The sequence below is a fragment of the Gilliamella sp. LMG 34361 genome (genome assembly GCF_984569075.1).
In genome coordinates this window covers 2,450,940-2,476,979 of the sequence record NZ_OZ474903.1, presented here as the reverse complement: position 1 = coordinate 2,476,979, position 26,040 = coordinate 2,450,940, and the positions used below count along the sequence as shown (strand labels likewise).

The 26,040-nt window shown below is 35.6% G+C and carries 19 protein-coding genes and 1 pseudogene; 16 read left to right on the top strand and 4 right to left on the bottom strand.

The window, feature by feature from the left end; all coding sequences use genetic code 11:
- From AC5LXI_RS11690 to AC5LXI_RS11670, 5 genes are all read left to right on the top strand, one after another.
- On the top strand, positions 1-1,143 hold the full coding sequence (locus AC5LXI_RS11690) for an ABC transporter permease (RefSeq protein ID WP_493442487.1): 1,143 nt from the start codon (positions 1-3) through the stop codon (positions 1,141-1,143).
- Between the two features lie 11 nt (positions 1,144-1,154).
- Entirely contained in the window at positions 1,155-1,814 is a 660-nt protein-coding gene (locus tag AC5LXI_RS11685) for an ABC transporter ATP-binding protein (protein WP_493442486.1), read from the top strand.
- Positions 1,815-1,834: 20 nt separating this feature from the next.
- On the top strand, positions 1,835-2,323 hold the full coding sequence (locus AC5LXI_RS11680) for a DUF4418 family protein (protein WP_493442485.1): 489 nt from the start codon (positions 1,835-1,837) through the stop codon (positions 2,321-2,323).
- A gap of 74 nt (positions 2,324-2,397) precedes the next feature.
- Positions 2,398-3,603, top strand: coding sequence for an ABC transporter permease (locus AC5LXI_RS11675; RefSeq protein WP_493442484.1), 1,206 nt, complete (start codon positions 2,398-2,400; stop codon positions 3,601-3,603).
- Complete coding sequence (locus AC5LXI_RS11670; RefSeq protein ID WP_493442483.1) at positions 3,603-4,268, top strand: ABC transporter ATP-binding protein; 666 nt, start codon at positions 3,603-3,605, stop codon at positions 4,266-4,268. Before AC5LXI_RS11675 ends, AC5LXI_RS11670 begins: the two co-directional genes overlap by 1 nt.
- Before the next feature lie 25 nt (positions 4,269-4,293).
- Here AC5LXI_RS11670 and AC5LXI_RS11665 read toward each other — a convergent pair whose 3' ends face one another.
- Positions 4,294-4,875, bottom strand: a complete 582-nt coding sequence (locus AC5LXI_RS11665; RefSeq protein WP_493442482.1) for a Maf family protein — start codon at positions 4,873-4,875, stop codon at positions 4,294-4,296.
- 244 nt (positions 4,876-5,119) lie between these two features.
- Positions 5,120-5,269 (bottom strand): hypothetical protein, encoded by a 150-nt coding sequence (locus AC5LXI_RS11660; RefSeq protein WP_493442481.1) that lies wholly within the window; start codon positions 5,267-5,269, stop codon positions 5,120-5,122.
- Positions 5,270-5,436: 167 nt separating this feature from the next.
- Here AC5LXI_RS11660 and AC5LXI_RS11655 point away from each other — a divergent pair, with 167 nt between their 5' ends.
- The 5 genes and pseudogenes from AC5LXI_RS11655 (at position 5,437) to AC5LXI_RS11635 (ending at position 10,577) form a co-directional block, all read left to right on the top strand.
- The gene (locus AC5LXI_RS11655; protein WP_493442480.1) at positions 5,437-5,865 is read left to right on the top strand and encodes a universal stress protein; all 429 of its coding nucleotides are present in this window, start codon (positions 5,437-5,439) and stop codon (positions 5,863-5,865) included.
- A gap of 496 nt (positions 5,866-6,361) precedes the next feature.
- Positions 6,362-7,324: a hypothetical protein gene (locus AC5LXI_RS11650; protein WP_493442479.1), complete on the top strand. Its 963-nt coding sequence runs from the start codon at positions 6,362-6,364 to the stop codon at positions 7,322-7,324.
- A 67-nt stretch (positions 7,325-7,391) separates the two neighbouring features.
- Positions 7,392-7,877 carry a hypothetical protein gene (locus AC5LXI_RS11645; protein WP_493442478.1) on the top strand — a complete coding sequence of 162 codons (486 nt, stop codon included), beginning with the start codon at positions 7,392-7,394 and terminating at the stop codon, positions 7,875-7,877.
- A 449-nt stretch (positions 7,878-8,326) separates the two neighbouring features.
- Positions 8,327-8,706 (top strand): annotated as a pseudogene (locus AC5LXI_RS11640) (VOC family protein).
- A gap of 1,574 nt (positions 8,707-10,280) precedes the next feature.
- Complete coding sequence (locus AC5LXI_RS11635) at positions 10,281-10,577, top strand: ArsR/SmtB family transcription factor (RefSeq protein WP_034901766.1); 297 nt, start codon at positions 10,281-10,283, stop codon at positions 10,575-10,577.
- A gap of 53 nt (positions 10,578-10,630) precedes the next feature.
- Here the strand turns inward: AC5LXI_RS11635 and AC5LXI_RS11630 are convergent, their stop codons facing one another.
- Positions 10,631-12,001, bottom strand: coding sequence for an MFS transporter (locus AC5LXI_RS11630; RefSeq protein ID WP_493444299.1), 1,371 nt, complete (start codon positions 11,999-12,001; stop codon positions 10,631-10,633).
- 242 nt (positions 12,002-12,243) lie between these two features.
- Entirely contained in the window at positions 12,244-14,364 is a 2,121-nt protein-coding gene (gene rlmKL, locus AC5LXI_RS11625; protein ID WP_493442477.1) for a bifunctional 23S rRNA (guanine(2069)-N(7))-methyltransferase RlmK/23S rRNA (guanine(2445)-N(2))-methyltransferase RlmL, read from the bottom strand.
- Between the two features lie 615 nt (positions 14,365-14,979).
- Between rlmKL and AC5LXI_RS11620 the strand changes: the two genes are divergently transcribed.
- The 6 genes from AC5LXI_RS11620 to AC5LXI_RS11595 all read left to right on the top strand — a co-directional run bounded on the left by AC5LXI_RS11620 (position 14,980) and on the right by AC5LXI_RS11595 (position 25,829).
- Positions 14,980-16,323 (top strand): hypothetical protein, encoded by a 1,344-nt coding sequence (locus AC5LXI_RS11620; RefSeq protein ID WP_493442476.1) that lies wholly within the window; start codon positions 14,980-14,982, stop codon positions 16,321-16,323.
- A 442-nt stretch (positions 16,324-16,765) separates the two neighbouring features.
- Positions 16,766-18,268, top strand: coding sequence for a hypothetical protein (locus AC5LXI_RS11615; protein WP_493442475.1), 1,503 nt, complete (start codon positions 16,766-16,768; stop codon positions 18,266-18,268).
- A 360-nt stretch (positions 18,269-18,628) separates the two neighbouring features.
- Positions 18,629-20,125 carry a hypothetical protein gene (locus AC5LXI_RS11610; protein WP_493442474.1) on the top strand — a complete coding sequence of 499 codons (1,497 nt, stop codon included), beginning with the start codon at positions 18,629-18,631 and terminating at the stop codon, positions 20,123-20,125.
- A 360-nt stretch (positions 20,126-20,485) separates the two neighbouring features.
- The gene (locus AC5LXI_RS11605; protein ID WP_493442473.1) at positions 20,486-21,976 is read left to right on the top strand and encodes a hypothetical protein; all 1,491 of its coding nucleotides are present in this window, start codon (positions 20,486-20,488) and stop codon (positions 21,974-21,976) included.
- Between the two features lie 439 nt (positions 21,977-22,415).
- On the top strand, positions 22,416-23,912 hold the full coding sequence (locus tag AC5LXI_RS11600) for a hypothetical protein (protein WP_493442472.1): 1,497 nt from the start codon (positions 22,416-22,418) through the stop codon (positions 23,910-23,912).
- A gap of 438 nt (positions 23,913-24,350) precedes the next feature.
- Positions 24,351-25,829: a hypothetical protein gene (locus tag AC5LXI_RS11595; RefSeq protein WP_493442471.1), complete on the top strand. Its 1,479-nt coding sequence runs from the start codon at positions 24,351-24,353 to the stop codon at positions 25,827-25,829.
- Positions 25,830-26,040: the final 211 nt, after the last annotated feature.

The following is a 26,040-nucleotide window of genomic DNA, read 5'->3' as shown; positions in this document are numbered from 1 at the left end:
ATGATGAATAAAAACCAACGCTTTATTTTAAAAACGCTATTTAGCTCGCTAATTCGCCGACGTTCTCGGATTGCGATTGCTTTACTTGGTGTTGCGATAGGGGCAACGGTATTACTGGGTATGATAACGCTTTGTTATGATATTCCAAGGCAAATGGGACAGGAATTTCGCTCTTATGGCGCTAACTTATTGTTGATGCCAGCCAATAATCACCCCACCATATCAATGGTTGAGGTAAAAAAAGCAGTAGGTTTATTACCACAAGATAAACTATTAGGGGTTACGCCGTTTCGTTATGATGCCATCCGTAGTAATCAACAGCCGTATACCCTTGTTGGCACGCAGTTTGATCAAGTCAGTAAAACTAGCCCGTATTGGAAAATAGATGGCGAACTGCCCAAAAACCCAAATGAAATTATGATCGGTACTGATATTGCCCAGTTTGCTAAACTTAGCATTGGCAGCACAATGCTGATTTCAGGAAAATCTAAACAAGATTCTCGCTTTGATGAAGAGTTAACCATTACCGGCATCGTAAAAACCGGCAGGGCTGAGGATAACTTTATCTTTATCGATCTCAACGATCTTGAAACATTACTTGAGGAAAGCAATCAAGCCGAAGTGGTCGAAATTAGTATCACCGCAACGCAAGATGAATTACAGCATTATATTCAAACCATTAAAGAGCACTCCACTACCGTCGAACCGCATCTTATAAAATGGGTAACGCAGTCCGAAGCATCGGTGCTCGGCAAGCTCTCATCTTTACTCTATTTAGTAACCTTAGTGGTGTTAATTTTGACGATGATCTGTGTTGCCACAACTATGATGACCGTCGTCATGGAACGGCGTAAGGAGATCGGTCTGAAAAAAGCCATCGGGGCAACCAATAAGAGTATTGCCAAAGAGTTTTTAGCCGAAGGATTAATTTTAGGTATTGTCGGTGGCGTGATTGGGGTAATTTGTGGTCTGATTTTTGCCCAAGTAATTAGTGCTAATGTTTTTGGGCGCTCAATTGTAATTGAATTTTATTTGATACCCACAACGATTGTTATTTCCGCTGTGGTTACCATTATAGCGTGTTTGATTCCGGTAAAACGTGCGCTTGAAGTTGAACCAGCCTTAGTTTTACGAGGTGAATAGGATAGTAAAGTATGAATATGCTCGAAGTGAATAATGTTTCTAAAATCTATGGCTCATTACATGCCTTGTCAGAAGTTAACTTAACCGTTGAAGAGGGCAAGTGGATATCCATCATGGGACCATCAGGCAGTGGTAAAACCACGTTAATGAATATTATTGGCTGTATGGATAAACCATCACTAGGAACGGTAATTTTAGATGGACAAAATATCACCCAACTTTCATTACCACAGTTAACGGAAATTCGGCGCGACAAGATTGGCTTAATCTTCCAGCAGTTCCACCTTGTCTCTTATTTAACCGCATTAGAAAACGTGATGGTCGCACAATATTATCACAGTATGGTAGACGAAAAAGAAGCCCTACAAGCATTAGAACGCGTTGGGCTTGCCGCGCGCGCTAAACATCTACCGCGTCAATTATCGGGTGGTGAACAGCAACGCGTCTGTATTGCCAGAGCGCTAATTAATTATCCCAAACTGATTTTAGCTGATGAGCCAACCGGTAATTTAGATGAAAGCAATGAAGCAATGGTCATGAACTTACTGCATCAGCTTCATGAAGAAGGAAGCACAATCATCGTAGTTACGCATTCACCTGAAGTATCTAAACATGCGCAAACCACGGTGGTTCTTGAACATGGTAAAATAGCAAATATTATCAATAATTAATGATTAAAGGGTCTATATTTATGAAAAATCGTATTGTTTCATCTGTATTGTTTATGTTATTTGGGGCGCTACTTATTTTATTTCCACTCTATATTTTACCGGTTTGTCCACTACCGGATGTGCAAGCGATGCCGGCTACTACCGCAATGCCAGCCGATGCTATGCATGCAGCGCCAATGGATGGACATATGCACAATACACCCGGCAAAATCATGAAATGTTTTTGGACATCTAGAGCGGAAATTGGAATTGGTAGTCTAGTTATAGCTATTGGATTATTAGTACTAGTTAGCCGTTCGCTATTTGTGCGTATAGGATTAAGCATGGCTATTGCTTGCACTGCTGTATTGGCTGCTGCGATTCCAACCATTTTAATCGGTGTATGTGGTAATGAAATGATGCGTTGCAATATGGGTGCTAAACCGGCATTGGTTTTATTGTCCTTGGTTTTGGCAATTGTTGCTATTATCAATGTATGGTATTTAAATAAACAAACTAAACGTTGGTAACTATTAGTAAATAGCATTTAGTAAATAGCATTAACTAGCGTTAACATTCACTAGACAATAACGAGAAGCAAAACATGCAAGAAATAACTATCGCGAATTTAGCATGGCGAAACATTCAACGACGACCATTTCGAAGTTGCTGTTTGATTATCATCATTATGCTTTTTTCCGCTACGCTATTTGGTGGTAGTGTGTTAATGAAAAACCTAAGCCTAGGGATTTCTGGCATGGCTAGTCGGTTAGGGGCGGACATTTTGGTGGTGCCTTATGGTTATGAAAAAAATCTTGAAGTTGCCTTATTACGAGGCGAACCAAGTAGTTTTTATCTAAAAGCTGACTTGATTGATAAAATCAAAGATATCAAAGAGATCGAAGCTGCCTCACCACAACTGTTTATCGCTTCATTAAGTGCTGCTTGCTGTACGTCTAAAGTGCAACTAATAGGATTTGATCAGCAAAGTGATTTTGTGATCAAACCTTGGTTACAAACACAATTAAACCAACCATTGGCCGACGATCAGGTAGTGGTGGGGAGCAAAATTACTTCAAATGTGGGTGAGGAAATCATGTTTTTCAATCACCCTTTTAAAATCGCCGCAAAAATGGATAGTACCGGTATGGGCTTTGACACCTCGGTTTTTATGACCATCCCAACCGCGCAATCGCTGATGAAAGAAGCTAATTTAATTGAAGGCGATATTGATCACTTTGCTAATTATGTGTCATCAATTTTTATTAAAGTCGATCCTGATTATCAACCTAAGGACGTTGTTAATCAAATCATGCCGAAATATGCCATCGATTACAATATTGATTTTGTGATGACTAAAGGCATATTGAGTAATATCTCCAAATGGCTGAATGGCTTTTCAACCATTGTCTATAGCTTATCGGCGATATTTTGGGTACTGGCAATTATTGTGATCTTTGTGATATTTTCTTCATCGCTTAATGAACGTAAACGCGAAATTAGCTTATTACGCATTTTAGGTGCATCACGTGGTGATCTGGTCAAAATGTTACTGCGAGAATCGCTTATTATTAGCGCTTTAGGTGGTATTGCAGGTATTGTGATTGCTGGCGTGTTGATTTATGCCTTTAGCTTATTGATTTGCCAGTCGATAGGTTTGCCATGTATGAATATTTCAATTACGGATGGTTTAATTTATGCATTAATGGTATTTATGTTGACGTTGATTATTGGTCCACTGTCTAGTATTTATTCGGCATTATCGCTGACTAAATTTGATACTTATCAAACATTAAGAGAGGGTGAATAATGTTATTGGATGTCAAAAACCTTCGCAAAGATTATCAACGTGGTTCGCAACATTTCTCAGCGGTAAATAATGTTAGTTTTTCAATGGCACAAACCGATTTTATCAGTATTATGGGCAAATCAGGCAGTGGTAAAACGACGTTACTTAATATGATTGCTGGGTTATTGACCCCGACTCAAGGTAAAATTACCATTAATGGTACCAACTTATTTGAACTTGATGATAAACAGGTATCGGCGTTTCGTAATCAAAACATCGGTTATATTCCACAAGGTAGTAGTTTGTTACCGAATTTGACCGCACTAGAGAATATTCGATTACCGTTTTCTTTAACCAAACGTGAAAACCAATCGAGCTTAAATTATGCTCTGCAACTACTTGAAAAAGCAAAAATTAGTTATCTAAAAGATACCTACCCAGCCAATATGTCGGGTGGTGAAATGCGTCGAATTGCTATTTTACGCGCGCTAATTTGCCAACCACAAATCGTGATTGCCGACGAACCAACCAGCGATCTTGATGAGGAAAGCTCAACACAAATCATGACGTTATTAACCGATATTCACCAACAAGGCACAGGGCTATTGATTGTTACCCATGATAATGATGTAGCAAATTATAGCCAAAGAACGCTAAAAATGTCGTCCGGTCGGTTAATAGATTAATTTACACTAATGGTATTATTAACGATTATAACAATAACGGATTACAGCCCATATTAATCATGATTTTATTTAACTTTATCAGCGGTAATCCAACTAATGAATTGATATCATCGCCTTCGAGTTTATCAAACAGCGTAATACCTAACTCATCACATTTGAAACTGCCAGCACATTGTAGTGGCATCTCTTTAGTGATATAAGCATCAATTTCTGCATCCGTTAATTGGCGAAAAGTGACCTTAAATGGTTCACAAATTGTTTGCGATTGACCTGTGTGACTATTAATCACAGTCATCCCCGTATAAAAGTAAAACGCTTTGCCACTGCTATTTCTTAATTGTTGCTGGGCGTTTTCAACGGTATGTGGTTTACAAACAATCTGCCCATCTAAAACGCCCACTTGGTCGGAACCAATAATCAAACAATCACGATAGCTTGGAACTAATGACTGCGCTTTAGCGTAAGCTAATCGCACTACCAACTGCTGTGCACTCTCGTTTGCTTGGGGTGTTTCATCACAAATCGGAGGCACACATTCAAAAGGAATGGCTAATTTTTCCAGCACTTTTTTACGTGATAATGATGTCGATGCTAGGATAATTCTCATTTAACGCTTCTCTTAAAATCGATACTGAAGGATGAACATTAAAACCGATATGACTTTAATAATCAACTGCCTGTGGCACTGTAATTAAGGTAATCGCACAGCGATTATCTGCATGATTTTGGATCGCTTTAGTCATTGATTACTAATACCCTATTTTTAATGAACTTCGTTAACAACCAAATTAGCTAAATATGTAAACAAAGTTAGTTAAACAGCGAGCAATACCGATTAGTTTTGCTCCATCTCATGCTGTAATTACTAAATTGACATTATCTGGTATTTTTTGAAAACAAGATTTGTTATTTATTGGTTGACGTTCTCCTAATAAACAATGACCGTATAACAGCCTTACTTGTTCTAGCGTCATATCATTGTTATCAATAATGTTTGCCATTATTGATCTCCATCATGATTTTGCAAAAAAATTATTTCAATCTTTTAAATTCGCGTTAGGATAATAATGTTGGATTTAATGTCAAATTAGTATCATACTAAACCTATGCCATTGGCCTTTACTAGTTAAAATGATAAAGCCAAATTTAATTATTGTGAGGAAGTATTATGTACAAAAAAATATTAGTTCCAATTGATGTGCTTGAAGATGAACTTACTCAAAAAATGATCCCACATATTGAGTGCTTAGCAAAATTATCTAATGCGCAAGTTATCTTCTTTCATAGCTTACCGGTTTCATCTGCTATTGTAAATGCCTACTCATTTGGTTTTGATGAGTTTAAAGATCAAGCAACAGTACAAACACAGCAGTCGTTACTTCGCTTGATCGATTCAATTGATTTGCCAAAAGACAATGTATCTTATTCTATCGCGTTTGGTAACCCTAGAGATGAGATCTTACGTTTAGTTGAAGAGATAAAGCCCGATCTGATCATCATAGGTTCAAGACGGCCGAATATCTCAACGCATCTACTAGGATCAAATGCCTCTGGTGTGGTGCGAGGTGCAAAAACATCAGTGTTAGTCGTTCGCTAGTTTCTAAATTTATTCTCTAAACTATAACGAGGAGCGAATAACTCCTCGTAAATAATTCGTCGTTTAATACTCTTAATAAATAACCTAAAATTCATATCAATACGATCTATTATAAGTTGTGTTTATTATTAACAATTAATTTTATATGTGTTTATAAATCATTATATTTTATAACTAATTGATTAATAAATTATTAATATAATTATCATGAAAATTGAAAATCCGCATTCATTAGTTGGTTTAGTTATTTTTAGTTATTATCTGGAATAAATAAAAAAATTGACCTGATTAAAAAAATACTTATATTCTATAATCCTTTTTTTCCTACTTTTAATAATTCAATTGAAAAAAGTTCAATTATATTGATAACAAAAACCAACAGCTTTTATCTCACAAAGATAATCGTTACAGAGGTAAAATGTATTCTTTTTATAAATGGCAATGGGATTTGATGCGAAAAGATAAAGATAGTATTGAATATTAAAAGGAATATATAATGAATGTCAAAAATATTGTTTTTTTCATCTTCACCTTTTTTTTATTAAGCTTTGCGGTGAAAGCAGACGTCTTTAATCGCCAAGATGTTTCGATGATTACTATTCATAGGATTAAGTCTATAGATTTTTGTAAATCTTTAATTATTAAAATAACCGCTGATTCAATTTTTATCCCTCATGGATTATGTAATGATAAAGAATGTCATACAGATGGTCAGGATATAGAGTATCGAGGAGATCATGATATTTTTAAATTTATTCCTGAGGAATATTTAGCAAAATCAAACTATACTGATCCAATAACTTATGATGGTATGTGGACGACTAAAGTAGAAATTTGTATTACAGATGGTCGTTGTCATTCATGGAATTATGAAAATCTTGATGATAACGTGATGAAACCTTTTGCTAATAAATTAGACGAAGTACTATCCGGTAAAAGTGAATATCAATTTCATCCGAAAACGACTCCTCCAATGCCGAAAGCTATTTTTGATAAAAAAAATCTGACATCAATTAATCTATATCAATTAATTGGTTACCCTTTTCATGAAGTGTTGTTATATACCATTACTGCTGATTCAATAACTGAATATCCCGCCAAAATATGCCATTCATACTTTGGTGAACTTCAATGTAAGGTAAAAAGTAAAAGTATTCAGTACCAAGATAAATATAATATTTTTAAGGCTTTTCCAACTTTATTTTTATCAGGCTCTAATTTTATTGATCTCAGGAGATATGGTGAAGGAAATATTAGTACTGACCGTCCATTGTTCAAAATAGAAGGTTGTTTTACTGATGGTCATTGCAATATATGGGATTTGTATATTGGGAATCGTGAGTTTGATAACTTTTTTAATCGCTATAATGATGATGAAGCAAAAGAATTTCAAAGAAGAATAACACAACTTTATGACGATAAAGTGAGAAGTAATATTAAAACTATAACTATCCCCTAAAATAGTACATAAAAAAGTAGAAGCTTCTCTATAATATTAAGAAAACAAAAGGATAATAGGAATAATGATGAAAACAAAGATATTTTTTGGGTGGTTATTCTTTATTTTAAGTTTTGTTGTTAATGCAACAACATTTGATACTTATAATGCAGTAATAATTATTTATGATTCAACACCAGAAGCACCGGTTGGAAGAATACGCTTTGAAATCGCTGAAAACTATATTGTTAAATATGCAACATTAACTTGTGTCCAAAACGAGAATGTTAGTAGCTGCACAGCTAATGAACCTGACAGTGAATACACCGGTCATCATAATCTTTTCCAATTAATCCCTGAAAGATATTTAAGAGATGATGAATATTATAATATGCAAGAGTACGATGGGCCAGGTTATAAGATTTCTATTTATGGTATTGGGGCAAACAATTTATTTAGCTCTAACACGCCAGATCGCAAAGATAAAGATGTCGCAGAATTTTTGGATAAAATCGATCAACTTTTAGCGGGTAAAAGTGAATATCAATTTGAGCCTATTATGATGGATAAATAAAATAAATAAAAAAAATTAAGTATTTTTTGCCCCTTTTTAGTATGCCAATAAAATTGAGTATACCTACTCGTAATAATATCATAATAATGAAGTTTGATAGAGATGGTATTACTGAAATTGTTTTGAAAAATTGTCACAACCAGATAATAAAAAAATATTTTGATTTAACTATCAGGGATAATAAACAGAGTAGACCTCATTTCTGTATACATTATCTGAAGAAAATGCTTAACAATTATTCAGAGTTTATATCAGGATTGATACTAATATTCTTTTATCAGAAACAGCTCTAGACAACATTCAAAAATTTTGCCTTGTTTGATCAATTTGTTAATTTATATATTAAGTTGAATAATAATTATTTAATCGATAAAACTATTGCAAGTCAAATAATCAATATAGTTTCAATATATACTCTTTTTTAGATTAGATAGAGAGGATAGATACTGATGAAAATTAAAAATATCGATCATTTTGTCATTACTAGTCATGATCTCACTAAAAGTATTGCATTTTATCAAGATATTTTAGGATTAAAACATGTCGAACGCAACGGGCGCCATGCTTTTGTCTTTGGTAATCAAAAGATTAACATTCATGCCAAAAAAGGCGAATTTCAGCCAGCAGCATTACATCCAGAATATGGCAGCCAAGATTTTTGTTTAATAGTTGAAGACGATATTGAGAGCGTAAAAAAAGAGATTATAAAAAAGGTTATCCGATTGTAGAAGGGATCGTTGATCGACATGGCGCTAAAGGTAATATCAAAAGTCTTTATCTGAGAGACCCGGATGGAAACCTTGTCGAACTAGCCAATTATTGTGATTAAGTTAATATTTGCCCACTTAAAGTTAGGAAAAATTGAGAAAAGGTCTTTTGGTGGGCATCAATTTATTAAAGTTTATAATTATTCTATTGGTTAAACTATTAAAATTTTATTGAAACTAACTAATTGCACTATACTGCTAATAAGTTAAGTAATGCACTTTTTGTTGTTAATAACGTGCTTAAAAAATCAAAATCTCGTTCTCAATAATAACTACTAATTTCAACCACTAAAACAAAATTTACCTCGTCAATACGCTATAGCCAATGATATGTAAGCAAAGAAGCTATTTCCTGTTGGAATAAGGATTAGGCCATCTATTTTTTATACTCTTTTTTACTTCTCTTTACGCTTTTCGTATCGTTTAATGCAAACGATAAATATCTAAATAATTAGCATTAAATTTAAAATAAATCAAAGGTATAATTAACAGGAATGTCGAAATGCATTATAATTTTCAACACGCACAACCTATAATTTAATTTCGTCAAAGTTAAGTTCTCAACGTTCATTTTTAACCATAGTTTATTTTTATCGAAGTTATACATAAATTCGCGAAATTTTGCGCGATCCTTCCTTCAATCCTTTTTATTTCGGCAGATCTTTTTTAGGATTATCGTTTAGCTCGTTGCTAATAACTTCCTATACTAGCTACGCGTTAACGTCCAAAACTTCGAATATTATTCATGGTAATGCATCTTGTCTGGGAGCTATTTCTGATAACTGTCAAGGTACTGTCGGTGCTACACCTTCATCACCAAATATTTTATACTAGCGTCACATAGGAACCGGGTTCTTTGCAGAGTGGGGCGACATGTATTTCTACAACTTTAATGGTATCGGTGCACGAGGTCAATATTACTGGACAAGTGAAGCATTTATCGTAGGCTCGCTCGTTGGTAACGCGGTTCGCTCTGGCCCTACACCCGCCCGTAACGGGCTTTGCATCTATCCTTAGATCTTGTTTCTTAATTTTTGAATTGGCACGGTATACTCAGAAAAAATAGAGTTAATTCGCTATATAATAACTCTTCGCAAAGTCAACCAAACTGACGAAGTAGGTGAACTAAAGTGATTTTATGACGAAGTAATGCGTGAACAATCCGCCCCAATAGCGGCGGATTTATTTTGTTTAATGGTGTTTTCACAGTAAAAGGTTGCCAAACAAAAATTTCGGGTGAAAATTCAATAAATATATAATAATTTTAATTGGTTATGTTATTCAGGCTTGTATGAAAAAATATCAAACTTATGCCAGTAAATTTATCCGCACGGTGCTCTCCGCTAGCGTCGTGAATGCATGCTCACCTTAACCCATCGTTTGGTATTAATGTAACGATCTGTTTGAGCTTATCAAATATCAGGCCTGTTTCTAAGTCGTTACTAATTTTACCAAACCACTAACTAACGCTCTTCTAACTTAATTGGAAACATAAACATTTATATTTCCAATAGATTGAGTTTATTTTTGTGACACAAAAAACGTTCCATATAAAAGTTGAAGTATCAGTTTTTTAGGTGAATAAATTCACCACATGTTATAATCATGTTTAATTATAATTAACTCTGTAAATATGATGAATAATAGTACAATTGATAACCAATTAAATGAAAAAATGGTGCTTATTTTCAAAGCATTATCAGATCCGGTTAGAATAGAAATAATTAAATATTTAAAAAGTATAGAAACAGAGGTTATCTGTGGTGAAATTGGTCAAGCGGTTGGTATTAGTAAACCTTCAGGAACTTATCATTTTAGGTTATTACAACAAGCAGAATTAATTAATGTAAGAAAGAGTGCTAGGGAAAAATACGTATGGCTTAATAAATCAACATTTGATAAATATGTTACCGGGTTTTTTGATAATCTTTAAAATACTCAAATATTGATTTATTGTTGAATTTATCGCTTTGATTTTATCAAATATTATTTTTTATTCCTAGCTGTTAGCCTAATTGAAAAAACTATTCCAAATAATGATATCAGGCCAGACATAATAATAACAGCATCAAATCCTTCGGCAAAAGCTGTTGAATCAGTGGTTCCGCCGAAAATATTAAATACAATTACGCATATTGTGGTACCTATTGCTCCACCAAATAAGCGAAATATATTGTATATTCCAGATGCTTTCCCTAAATATATTGGTTCGACAGCGCTTAACACCGCTTTTTGCAGAGCCGGTCCTGCCATCGAAAGTCCCATACCAGCGATCATTAAAGGTATTGCCATTGCTATATATGAATCAGTTGCATTAAATAAAAAAATAATTAATAGATAACCGATCCCCTGTAAGAATAATCCTAATGTTGCAATAATCCTTTCGCCAAACCTATCTACAGCGCTGCCTGCAAAAGGTGCGATAACGACTAATGTTGCTGTCCAAGGTAATAATTGTAATCCCGCCACGAGTGGATTAACGTTTTCTAATACTAATAAAAATTGTGGCAAAAAGAATAACACGCCAAACATTGAGGCATATAATAAAAAAGTTGCAATGTTACCGTTAGTGAATACCTTGGTGCGAAATAGTCTTAATGGAATCATAGGGGTAGAACTTATTTTTTGCCTAACAGTAAATAAAATAGCTAGTGCGAGGCTAGATAATCCGGTAATAATCGTTATAACATGTGTGGTATTTGTGGTTATGGTGGATAATGACCATATTATTCCGGCGGAAGAGATGGCAATAAGCAGAATATCAATAAAGTTCAACTTATCATCCTTACCTTTACTTTCAGGTAATAAATTATGAGCAAAATAGATTGTTATTATTCCAATAGGCAAATTAATCCAAAATATCCATTGCCATGATAAAGTTGCGACAATAAATCCGCCTAAAACTGGCCCGACAATTAGTGCTAAACCACCAATGCCACTCCATATTCCTAAAGCTTTTCCACGTATATCAACGGGCAATGAATGTGTTAGAATTGCCATGGACATTGGCGTCATAACACAAGCACCAACAGCCTGTATCATTCGAGATATAATTAATTCGGTAATACTATTCGATAAAGCACAAAATACAGAAGCAATAGTGAAAATCGCAATACCAATCAGATAGACTTTTTTTCTGCCTATTTTTTCGCCCAGTGATACACCAACCAGTAGTAATGCCGCTATGGTTATATTATAAATGTTCAACAACCACTGTAATAAATTTACCGATATTTGAAAATCATGCCTTATGGCGGTAGTGGCTGTGGTAACTATCATTGAATCGATCATTGACATGAAAAATCCTAAAGAAGATAAAATAATGATAGCTGATGAATTAACCTTTCTTTCTTGCATATTGTCAACTTCCTGCTTGGCTATATTGGGCAAAATAATTTCCTTAATTTGGATTTTTTAATCTATTAGGCTATATGGTATCTAATTTGTTTAAGTTTATAGTTTAATAGTTCATTAGTTATTTAACTATTTTACCATTTAAATGAATTAAAACAAACAGAATAGCTAATTGCTAAGATAAATTTGATTCAATTATTTTTGAAGATGGAAGAATTTACCGCCTTGCGGCGGTATTTTATTTATTATTGATGTTTAACGATAAAACAGCAGTGGATCTGTTTATTGCGTTTAAAATCAAGCGATAGAGTTTTATCGGTGATATCTTTAAATGCTAGCCCTAGTTTTTGCATACCATCGGCATCCATTTTGAAGCCACGTTTATTGTTTGAAAATACTATTACTCCATTTGGTCTAAGTAATCGTTTTAAATCACTCATTAATTTTAGATGATCACGCTGAACATCAAAGGTATCATTCATCCGTTTAGAGTTGGAAAATGTCGGAGGATCGATAAAAATCAAATCAAACTGTTCATCCGCCTGCGATAAATAGAGCAAGCAGTCGGCTTGTATCAATCGATGTTTTTTTCCGGTTAAGCCATTTTGTTTTAAATTACGATCAGCCCACTCTAAATAGGTGCGTGACATATCAACGGTCGTGGTCGATTTTGCGCCACCAAGACCGGCGTAAACGGTTGCGCTACCTGTGTAGGCAAATAGATTTAAAAAGTCTTTACCCGCGCTCATTTGGCCGATCATTTTTCTGGCTAAGCGGTGATCCAAAAATAAACCGGTATCTAAATAATCGACCACATTAACCCAAAACTGCGTTTTTTGCTGGTTAATAGGATATTCATGGACTAAGAAGTAATCCTGTTTTTGCCCGAGTTTTTGATATTGTTGTTTACCTTTTTGCTTTTCGCGAGTTTTTAGTACCAATTGGTCGGCAGTTAACTCCAGTACCGACATAGTGGCATTAATAATATCAAATAGTCGTTGTCGCGTTTTTTGCGGATCAATATTTTTTGGCGCGGCATATTCTTGTATCACGATTTTGTCTTTATAACGATCGATAGCCACGTTATATTCAGGTAAATCTGCATCGTAAAGGCGATAACATTCAAGTTGTTCTTGGCTTGCCCATTTTGCAAATCTTTGGCAATTTTTACGTAGGCGATTGGCAAAATCGGCTGCGGGTAAATTGGGGGATGTAACCGGCTTATCGACTTGACGATCAGCAATGGTATAATTTTTTTGTACACAATCTAAAGGCCCATTTTTGGCTTTAAACTGTTTGTCGGCTCGCATTTGCAAACAATCTAACAGTTGTGGCGCACCACTAAATAGCGATAATCGCCACCCAGCAAATTGTTGCTTAATTTGACGACCAAGTGCAGAGTGCAGGGCAACCAATGCAGGTTCACTTTCTAATCGTTCACCATAAGGCGGATTGCTGATGATCATACCATGTATCTGGTGCTCAAATGGATTAGTTAATTGAGTCACGTCCTGCACAGCAAAAGTAATTAAGTCACCAACTCCAGCTTGGATAGCATTTTGCTTGGCGCGCTCTAACACCGCAGGGTTATTGTCATAACCAATGAAAGGCGTTGTCGCTTTTTTTACGTTGTGCTTGGCCGCGAAGAATAACTCATTCCAAAGTGTTGGGTTGAATCCTTGCCAAGCAAAAAATCCCCACTGTTTACGTAGAAGTCCCGGTGGAATGTTAGACGCTATCATCGCGGCTTCAATTAGTAAGGTTCCTGAACCACACATTGGATCGATAAGAGGTTCATCTGTTTGCCAACCTGAGCGGCGAATAATTGCTGCAGCTAAGTTCTCTTTTAATGGTGCTTGGCCTGTTTGTTGACGATAACCACGTTGATGTAGGCTTTCACCACTTAAATCTAACGATAAGGTAACTCGATTTTTGTTTAGATAAGCATGTAAACGAATATCTGGATTTTGTTTGGCAACATTTGGGCGCTCATTAGTTTGACGCATAAAATGGTCAACAATTGCATCTTTGATCTTTAATGCTCCATATTGGCTATTGCGAATAAAGTCATTAACGCCAACAAAGTTGATAATAAATGAGTTATCGACCGCGAAAATATCGCTCCATTTGATATTTATTACACATGAATAGAGATCTAAATCGCTATAAATATCAAACTCAGCAATCGGCAATAGAATCCGAGAAGCCAAACGAGACCATAATAATGATTGGTACATGGTTGATTGATCAGCGTCAAAGTAGACACCACCTTGCGACACTTTACAATTTATCGCGCCAATATTTTCTAACTCTTTTTTTAATAACTCTTCAAGCCCGCGAGATGTGCTGGCAAATAGCGTTTTCATGCATAATCCACTTAATAATAAAATTGCAGGCATTATACCGACTAATTGTAGTAGTAGGAAACGATCCGCTTAAACAATTCTCAATTATCCATGTTACTGCCAACATCAATAATAAAAATAATTTACAGCTATCTTAAAAACGTTATTTTCGCGTTATTAAAGGTTATTAAGTTGTTTATAAAATGTATCACTAAATGTTAATTTTAAATTTTGTAAAGAATTTTTTTAATATAAAACAGATAGTAAGCAATTAATTTGAAATCGTTTTAGCACTCATCTTTACAAAAATTAACAATTAAAATTTCAAAGAAGTTGCACTTTTTTTTTGAAAAACTATACTTTTACACGATTTAAGACTAAAGAGGTTGTAATTAAAGGGAATTGATATGGAGATTTAAATAAAACAAATAATTACTCAACAGGAATGCCATTATGCATTATAATTCTATTTTACCTAGTTTTAGTAATCAAAGTTCAATATTTCACTGTAGTTCTCTCTTCGATGTAATTTTAAAATATTTCTTAAAGACGTACTTATATTCATACCGACAGTTTTTAGTAATACTGTTGATCGCGTCGTTTTCATTTTGTAGTCAAGCCTTAACGTCTCAAACATTGAATATAATTAATGGTAATGCACCTTATTTAACATTCGACGGCGGTCATACAAAAGTGATTAATACGGAAGGATTGTTTGAAATCACTTTATCAGACGGAACGAAAATTACTCCAGCAGCAAACAACTCATTAACTACACCTATCGAGTTGCCTAATGCTGGCGAAACGCTTGCAGATATTGATATGTTGGTACCCATTGATTCTGATTCAATCACGTTAAATACACTTATTTCACCACCATACAATTATTGGGGTGATGATGACGGAGATGGAAGCCCAACAGCAACAGGTAACTTAAATTTAACTATTACCGATAAAGATAACCAAACTGTATCACGTAATACGACATTAGATATTTGTAAAGCCCCCTATAAAATCACATTAACAAGTACTGATGCGATATTAACTACCCATTATGGTATTCCTAACAGTCAGGTGTTTAGTGCAGGGAATACCACTTATTATATTAATCCAAAGGGTGGGCCATTAGTTTGTTTTGCAAGACCACATTTAAAATTGGGTAAAGATGAATATGGTTCAAAACATGATTTTCGTGGTCCAGATACAATGTGGAATCCCGCCAAAGGTTTTATTCCACAATCTACTACATCTTACGATTTAAACTTCCCAACTACTGGTGCAAATGGTTTATATTTTGATTTAGAGATAGGTGCCAGTAGTGGTTCTTTGACTTGGGAATCGGTTTCTCCTAAAAATAATATAACAGCCAAGATGACGTCTAACGCTTCTGGTTCAATTGTTCGGGTTACACTAGAAGGTCCTGCTGTTACTGATCAAACACAATGGGAATCAGATACTCCTAATACAATAGGTAAACCTGATTTACCACAGACATTCGAATTAGTCGGTCGAGATAGTAATAGCAATGAAGTGGTTAAGTATGGTTTTGTATTAAAACAATGGTACGTTAATCGTGGAACTAAAACTTATGACTATACTAATACAAAATCATGGTGTGAAAAACTAAAATATCGATTACCTCAAGTTAAAGATTTAACAAACTCAGCTTGTACGGGAAATGGTCCAAATGAATATTGTAAGGGAGCAGTTGGTGCCGAACCACGTTCACTTAATAATTATTACAGACGTATAATTGGTGCAGGTTTTTTTTCAGAGTGGGGTTTTATGAGCTATTACACTAACTCTAATTTTGGTAATCACGGTTATTGGACTAGTGACATTTCTCAATATTCTGGTAATAAGCCATTTGATGTCTACTCCTACGATGGTGCTGTTGGTTGGAACTACCCTGCCATACACGGTGCTTATGGTTTATGTGTCCGCCCTTTAATTCCTGAGACACCTAAGACCAGCCAGTAATTGTTGGTTAAAGATGGTGGTTATAAATAAATATAGGATTTGTTGATAAGGTTGCCATGAGTCCTTATTTCTCGGTTCTCAATTCTTGCTCGATTTTTGTATAGATAAGAAAAAAGTTAGCTCGCTAAATGGCAATTGTTTTGCAGAGTCGCAACGTACTGAGCGAGCTAAAGTGATCTTGGGGCATAGTAATGTATGAACTATCCACCCAATTGAGATAGGTATATTTTTGAGAAGCCGTGTTTTTTTACAGTAAAAAAGTTGAGGAGCGGGGTTTTTGAAGCTCAAAATTAATCATCAAATGTGATTTTTTGAGTATTACAAAGTGTATTTTTGAATATAAAAAAAGCGTAAGCCGCTTTAAGATAAAAGGGGTTGTAGTTACAGGGAATTGACATAAAGGATCAAATAAAACAAGTGATTAATTAATAGGAATGCTGTTATGCGTTGTGATTTTATTTTAACTAGTTTTAGTAATCGAAGTGCCATATTTCACTATAGTTCACTCTTTCAGGTAATTTTAAAAGATATCTTAAAATGGTACCTATTTTTATATTGGTTGTTAACACTGTTAATCTTATTGTTTTCGTTCAGTAGCCAAGCATTAACCGCTAATACCTTAGAAGTTATTAAAGGCGATGCACCTTACTTAACCTTTGATGGTGGTCATACACGAGTAACAGATACCGACAGCTTGCTTGGAATATACCTTTCTAATGGAGATAAATATACGCCATCAGCTAACACTTCAAGTTTAACCAATCCTATTGAGTTACCTATTGCAGGTCAGAGTTTTGCTGATATTGGTATGTTGATACCGATTGATACTGATTCAATCGAATTAAACTCGCTTATTGGTGCACCTTATCATTATTGGGGTGATGATGATGGTGATGGTGCTAATGGAATAACTGCTACAGGTAATTTAAGTTTGTCTATTGTTGATAAAAACAACCAAGCTGTATCACGAAATACTGTGTTAACAATCTGTAATGCGCCTTATAAAGTGACGTTAAATACGGATGGTGGCATCTTATCTACCCACTATGGTGTACCTAATAGTAATAGTTTTAATGAGGGTAACGTAACATATTATATTAATCCTAAGGCCGGGCCTTCTATTTGTTTTATAAGGCCAATTATAAGGCGTGGTAAAGGTTCTTTTGCTGGCCCTGCTTCTATCTGGGACCCTGATAGGGGGTTCCTTCCCCAATCATTTGTTCCGTCAAAATATGGTCAAAATTTCCCAACTACTGGTGCAGATGGTTTATATTTTGATTTAGTGATAGGCGGTAGTAATCAGGCTTTATATTGGGCACCAGTTTCTTCTCATGATGGCAGTATAACTGCCATCATGACGTCCAACGCTTCTGGTTCAATTGTTCGCGTTTTATTGAGGGGGCCTACCATTAAATCATCGCAATCCCAACCGGAATCAAGTAATTCGGATAAGATACTTGTTCCATCTTTACCTCAAATATTTGAGTTAGTCGGTCGTGATAGTCCTAATCCTAATAGTAATGCCGTTGTCAAGTATGGTTTTGAATTAAAACAGTGGTTTATCAATAGAGGTAATAACCACGTTAATAACACCGGTAATTATAGTCAAGCTTTACAATGGTGTAAGAGTATAGGTTATCGAATGGTTAAGGTTAAGGATTTAACTAACGCATCTTGTAGCAAATACCATATTAAGGATTGTTCTTTAGCTGTCGACGAGACGCCTTCTTCCCCAACTACCCAATATCAACGACGAATTGGTGCCGGGTTATTTGCAGAGTGGGGGGGAATGCTCCATTACGCAGAGGCCGGTTTTATTCCCGAATATTGGGCGGGTGGTATTGAGGATGAATATCAGTTTATAGTTAATGTACTCGATGGCCATTTTAGTGATAGCACATCAAACCAAACCGTGGTCAGAGGCATAGTTTGCGTTTCTCCTTAGCCTTATTTCTTGAGCTAGGGAGATAGGAAAAGTAGAGTTAGAAAGCTAAATAATCATTGCCTTGAAAAGGCAATGAAGTTAACGAAAAGGGTGATAAAAAGCGATTTTGTGGCGTGAACTATCCGCCCAATTGAGATAGGTATCTTTTTGAAAAGCCGTGTTTTTTTACAGTAAAAAAGTTGAGGAGCGGGGTTTTTGAAGCTCAAAATTAATCATCAAATGTGATTTTTTCAGTATTACAAAGTGTATTTTTGAATATAAAAAAAGCGTAAGCCGCTTTAAGATAAAAGGGGTTGTAGTTACAGGGAATTGACATAAAGGATCAAATAAAACAAGTGATTAATTAATAGGAATGCTGTTATGCGTTGTGATTTTATTTTAACTAGTTTTAGTAATCGAAGTGCCATATTTCACTATAGTTCACTCTTTCAGGTAATTTTAAAAGATATCTTAAAATGGTACCTATTTTTATATTGGTTGTTAACACTGTTAATCTTATTGTTTTCGTTCAGTAGCCAAGCATTAACCGCTAATACCTTAGAAGTTATTAAAGGCGATGCACCTTACTTAACCTTTGATGGTGGTCATACACGAGTAACAGATACCGACAGCTTGCTTGGAATATACCTTTCTAATGGAGATAAATATACGCCATCAGCTAACACTTCAAGTTTAACCAATCCTATTGAGTTACCTATTGCAGGTCAGAGTTTTGCTGATATTGGTATGTTGATGCCAATTGATACTGATTCAATCGAATTAAACTCGCTTATTGGTGCACCTTATCATTATTGGGGTGATGATGATGGTGATGGTGCTAATGGAATAACGGCTACAGGTAATTTAAGCTTGTCTATTGTTGATAAAAACAATCAAGCTGTATCACGAAATACTGTGTTAACAATCTGTAATGCGCCTTATAAAGTGACGTTAAATACGGATGGTGGCATCTTATCTACCCGCTATGGTGTTCCTAATAGTAATAGCTTTAATGAGGGTAACGTAACATATTATATTAATCCTAAAGCTGGGCCTTCTATTTGTTTTGCAAAGCCAATTGTAAGGTATGGTAGAGATTTTTTCGCTGGCCCTGCTTCTATCTGGGACCCTGATAGGGGGTTCCTTCCTCAGTCATTTGTTCCATCAAAATATGGTCAAAATTTCCCAACTACTGGCGCAGATGGTTTATATTTTGATTTAGAAATAGGTGGTATCAATCAGAAATTGTCATGGGATCCCGTTTCTCATGGTGATATAACTGCAACAATGACATATGATGATACATTGCCTACTCCTACTGGTACAGTTCGGGTAACATTAACGGGACCTACCGCTTCTTCCTTACAGATAAAGTCATCAGATAAATCGGGAAATATAGAGAAACTGACTCCTTTGCCTCAGGTATTTGAGTTAGTTGGTAAAGGTAAAGACAGTGATAATAGTGATATCGTTGTGAAGTATGGTTTTGAATTAAAACAGTGGTTTATCAATAGAGGTAATAACACCGGTAATTATAGTCAAGCTTTACAATGGTGTAAGAGTATAGGTTATCGAATGGTTAAGGTTAAGGATTTAACTAACGCATCTTGTAACAAATACCATATTAAGGATTGTTCTTTAGCTGTCGACGAGACGCCTTCTTCCCCAGAGGTTCATTATCAACGTCGAATCGGTGCCGGATTATCTGCGGAGTGGGGGCGAATGCACTATTACGCTGACGCCGGTTTTATCCCCTACTATTGGGCGGATGGTATTACGGATGAATATCAGTTTGGAGTTAGTCTACTCGAAGGCTATTTTGGTGATAGCACATCAAACGAAACCGGGGGCATAGGCATAGTTTGCGTTTCTCCTTAGCCTTATTTCTTGAGCTAGGGAGATAGGAAAAGTAGAGTTAGAAAGCTAACTAATCATTGCCTTGAAAAGGCAATGAAGTTAACGAAAAGGGTGATAAAAAGCGATTTTGTGGCGTGAACTATCCACCCAATTGAGATAGGTATATTTTTGAGAAGCCGTGTTTTTTTACAGTAAAAAAGTTGAGGAGCGGGGTTTTTGAAGCTCAAAATTAATCATCAAATGTGATTTTTTGAGTATTACAAAGTGTATTTTTGAATATAAAAAAAGCGTAAGCCGCTTTAAGATAAAAGGGGTTGTAGTTACAGGGAATTGACATAAAGGATCAAATAAAACAAGTGATTAATTAATAGGAATGCTGTTATGCGTTGTGATTTTATTTTAACTAGTTTTAGTAATCGAAGTGCCATATTTCACTATAGTTCACTCTTTCAGGTAATTTTAAAAGATATCTTAAAATGGTACCTATTTTTATATTGGTTGTTAACACTGTTAATCTTATTGTTTTCGTTCAGTAGCCAAGCATTAACCGCTAATACCTTAGAAGTTATTAAAGGCGATGCACCTTACTTAACCTTTGATGGTGGTCATACACGAGTAACAGATACCGATAGCTTGCTTGGAATATACCTTTCTAATGGAGATAAATATACGCCATCGTCTAACAATTCAAGTTTAACCAATCCTATTGAGTTACCTATTGCAGGTCAGAGTTTTGCTGATATTGGTATGTTGATGCCAATTGATACTGATTCAATCGAATTAAACTCGCTTATTGATGCACCTTATCATTATTGGGGTGATGATGATGGTGATGGTGCTAATGGAATAACGGCTACAGGTAATTTAAGCTTGTCTATTGTTGATAAAAACAATCAAGCTGTATCACGAAATACTGTGTTAACAATCTGTAATGCGCCTTATAAAGTGACGTTAAATACGGATGGTGGCATCTTATCTACCCGTTATGGTGTTCCTAATAGTAATAGCTTTAATGAGGGTAACGTAACATATTATATTAATCCTAAGGCCGGGCCTTCTATTTGTTTTGCAAAGCCAATTGTAAGGTATGGTAGAGATTTTTTCGCTGGCCCTGCTTCTATTTGGGCGCCTGATAAGGGGTTTCTTCCTCAGTCATTTGTTCCATCAAAATATGGTCAAAATTTCCCAACTACTGGCGCAGATGGTTTATATTTTGATTTAGTGATAGGCGGTAGTAATCAGGCTTTATATTGGGCGCCAGTTTCTTCTCATGATGGCAGTATAACTGCCATCATGACGTCCAACGCTTCTGGTTCAATTGTTCGCGTTTTATTGAGGGGGCCTGCCATTAAATCATCGCAATCCCAACCGGAATCAAGTAATTCGGATAAGATACTTGTTCCATCTTTACCTCAAATATTTGAGTTAGTCGGTCGTGATAGTCCTAATCCTAATAGTAATGCCGTTGTCAAGTATGGTTTTGAATTAAAACAGTGGTTTATCAATAGAGGTAATAACACCGGTAATTATAGTCAAGCTTTACAATGGTGTAAGAGTATAGGTTATCGAATGGTTAAGGTTAAGGATTTAACTAACGCATCTTGCAACAAATACCATATTAAGGATTGTTCTTTAGCTGTCGACGAGACGCCTTCTTCCCCAGTGGTTCATTATCAACGTCGAATCGGTGCCGGATTATCTGCGGAGTGGGGGCGAATGCACTATTACGCTGACGCCGGTTTTATCCCCTACTATTGGGCGGATGGTATTACGGATGAATATCAGTTTGTAGTTAGTCTACTTGAAGGCTATTTTGGTGATAGCACATCAAACGAAACCGGGGGCACAGGCATAGTTTGCGTTTCTCCTTAGCCTTATTTTTTGAGCTAGGGAGATAGGAAAAGTAGAGTTAGAAAGCTAAATAACCATTGTCTTGAAAAGGTAATGAAGTTAACGAAAAGGGTGATAAAAAGCGATTTTGTGGTGTGAACTATCCGCCCAATTGAGATAGGTATCTTTTTGAGAAGCCGTGTTTTTTACAGTAAAAAAGTTGAGGAGCGGGGTTTTTGAAGCTCAAAATTAATCATCAAATGTGATTTTTTGAGTATTACAAAGTGTATTTTTGACTATAAAACAGAGCATAAGTCGCTAATTTGATAATCATGTTAGCGTTCGTTTTTATCAACACTAAAAGTTCAAGGTACTGCTTTTAGCGAACTTTTACACAATTTAAGATAAAAGAGGTTGTAGTTACAGGGAATTGACATAAAGGATCAAATAAAACAAGTGATTAATTAATAGGAATGCTGTTATGCGTTATGATTTTATTTTAACTAGTTTTAGTAATCGAAGAGCCATATTTCACTATAGTTCACTCTTTGAGGTAATTTTAAAAGATATCTTAAAATGGTACTTATTTTTATATTGGTTGTTAACACTGTTAATTTTGTTGTTTTCATTCAGTAGCCAAGCATTAACCGCTAATACCTTAGAAGTTATTAAAGGTGATGCACCTTACTTAACCTTTGATGGTGGTCATACACGAGCAACAGATACCGATAGCTTGCTTGGAATATACCTTTCTAATGGAGATAAATATACGCCATCGTCTAACAATTCAAGTTTAACCAATCCTATTGAGTTACCTATTGCAGGTCAGAGTTTTGCTGATATTGGTATGTTGATGCCAATTGATACTGATTCAATCGAATTAAACTCGCTTATTGATGCACCTTATCATTATTGGGGTGATGATGATGGTGATGGTGCTAATGGAATAACGGCTACAGGTAATTTGAGTTTATCTATTGTTGATAAAAACAATCAAGCTGTATCACGAAATACTGTGTTAACAATCTGTAATGCGCCTTATAAAGTGACGTTAAATACGGATGGTGGCATCTTATCTACCCGCTATGGTGTTCCTAATAGTAATAGTTTTAATGAGGGTAACGTAACATATTATATTAATCCTAAAGCTGGGCCTTCTATTTGTTTTGCAAAGCCAATTGTAAGGCATGGTAGAGATTTTTTCGCTGGCCCTGCTTCTATCTGGGACCCTGATAGGGGGTTCCTTCCTCAGTCATTTGTTCCATCAAAATATGGTCAAAATTTCCCAACTACTGGCGCAGATGGTTTATATTTTGATTTAGAAATAGGTGGTATCAATCAGAAATTGTCATGGGATCCCGTTTCTCATGGTGATATAACTGCAACAATGACATATGATGATACATTGCCTACTCCTACTGGTACAGTTCGGGTAACATTAACGGGACCTACCGCTTCTTCCTTACAGATAAAGTCATCAGATAAATCGGGAAATATAGAGAAACTGACTCCTTTGCCTCAGGTATTTGAGTTAGTTGGTAAAGGTAAAGACAGTGATAATAGTGATATCGTTGTGAAGTATGGTTTTGAATTAAAACAGTGGTTTATCAATAGAGGTAATAACACCGGTAATTATAGTCAAGCTTTACAATGGTGTAAGAGTATAGGTTATCGAATGGTTAAGGTTAAGGATTTAACTAACGCATCTTGCAACAAATACCATATTAAGGATTGTTCTTTAGCTGTCGACGAGACGCCTTCTTCCTCAGGGGTTCATTATCAACGTCGAATCGGTGCCGGATTATCTGCGGAGTGGGGGCGAATGCTCCATTACGCTGACGCCGGTTTTATCCCCTTCTATTGGGCGGATGGTATTACGGATAAATATCAGTTTGCAGTTAGTCTACTCGATGGCTATTTTTGTGATAGCACATCAAACGAAACCGGGGGCACAGGCATAGTTTGCGTTTCTCCTTAGCCTTATTTCTTGAACTAGGGAGATAGGAAAAGTAGAGTTAGAAAGCTAAATAATCATTGCCTTGAAAAGGCAATGAAGTTAACGAAAAGAGTGATAAAAAGCGATTTTGTGGTGTGAACTATCCGCCCAATTGAGATAGGTATATTTTTGAAAAGCCGTTTCTTTACAGTAAAAAAGTTGAGGAGCGGGGTTTTTGAAGCTCAAAATTAATCATCAAATGTGATTTTTTGAGTATTACAAAGCGTATTTTTGACTATAAAACAGAGCGTAAGTCGCTAATTTGACAATCATGTTAGCGTTCGTTTTTATCAACACTAAAAGTTCAAAGTACTGCTTTTAGCGAACTTTTACACAATTTAAGATAAAAGGTGTTGTAGTTAAAGGGAATTGACATAAAGGATCAAATAAAACAAGTGATTAATTAATAGGAATGCTGTTATGCGTTATGATTTTATTTTAACTAGTTTTAGTAATCGAAGAGCCATATTTCACTATAGTTCACTCTTTGAGGTAATTTTAAAAGATGTCTTAAAATGGTACCTATTTTTATATTGGTTGTTAACACTGTTAATCTTATTGTTTTCATTCGGTAGCCAAGCATTAACCGCTAATACCTTAGAAGTTATTAAAGGCGATGCACCTTACTTAACCTTTGATGGTGGTCATACACGAGTAACAGATACCGACAGCTTGCTTGGAATATACCTTTCTAATGGAGATAAATATACGCCATCGTCTAACACTTCAAGTTTAACCAATCCTATTGAGTTACCTAATGCAGGTCAGAGTTTTGCTGATATTGGTATGTTGATACCAATTGATACTGATTCAATCGAATTAAACTCGCTTATTGGTGCACCTTATCATTATTGGGGTGATGATGATGGTGATGGTGCTAATGGAATAACGGCTACAGGTAATTTAAGCTTGTCTATTGTTGATAAAAACAATCAAGCTGTATCACGAAATACTGTGTTAACAATCTGTAATGCGCCTTATAAAGTGACGTTAAATACGGATGGTGGCATCTTATCTACCCGTTATGGTGTACCTAATAGTAATAGTTTTAATGAGGGTAACGCCACATATTATATTAATCCTAAGGCCGGGCCTTCTATTTGCTTTATAAGGCCAAGTATATGGCATGGTAAAAATGATTATGCGGGCCCTGCTTCTATTTGGGCGCCTGATAAGGGGTTCCTTCCTCAGTCATTTGTTCCATCAAAATATGGTCAAAATTTCCCAACTACTGGCGCAGATGGTTTATATTTTGATTTAGTGATAGGTGGTAGCAATCAGGCCTTAAATTGGGCACCAGTTTCTTCTCATGATGGTCATATAACTGCTATCATGACACCCGATGCTTCTGGTTCAGTTGTTCGCGTTTTATTAAGGGGACCTGCCGCCTCTTCCTTACAGATAAAGTCATTAGATGAATCGGGAGATATTGAGAAACTAACTCCTTTGCCTCAAGTATTTGAGTTAGTTGGTAAAGGTAAAGACAGTGACAATAATGATATCGTTGTGAAGTATGGATTTGAGTTAAAGCAGTGGTTTATCAATATGGGTCATGCCGGTTATACTTATAATACAGCTTTACAATTGTGTAATAGTTCAGGCTATCGAATGGTTAAGGTAAAGGATTTAACTAATGCTGTTGTTCATCAAGGTAGTACGGTCATATCTGGCACTTCATCTTCTTCATCGTTTAATCATTACCAACGACAAATAGGAGCCGGCTTTTTTTCGGAATGGGGATATCTTCGCTCTTCAGCCGACATTTCCTTCTTCTATTGGGCGAACGACGACAATGGTGGCACTTATTTTTTCGTGGTTGATTCGCAACATGGCTATATATTAGGCCCCGTCTTTAGCCCAGATGTCGGTCTCAATGGTGTAATGTGCACTTATCCTTAACCTTTATTTTCTGGTTCTTATTCTTTAGGTGGGTGAAGATAAAGATAACATCAAGCTCACTAAAGAATGGTTGATTTGTAGCGCCGTTGACATAAAGGGAAGCTTCAAAGCGATTTTGTGATGAATTATATGTTCCAACCGGAAAGGAGTTATTTTTTAGGGGCGGATTTTTTTATAGTAAAAAAGTTGAGGAGCGGGGTTTTTGAATTTT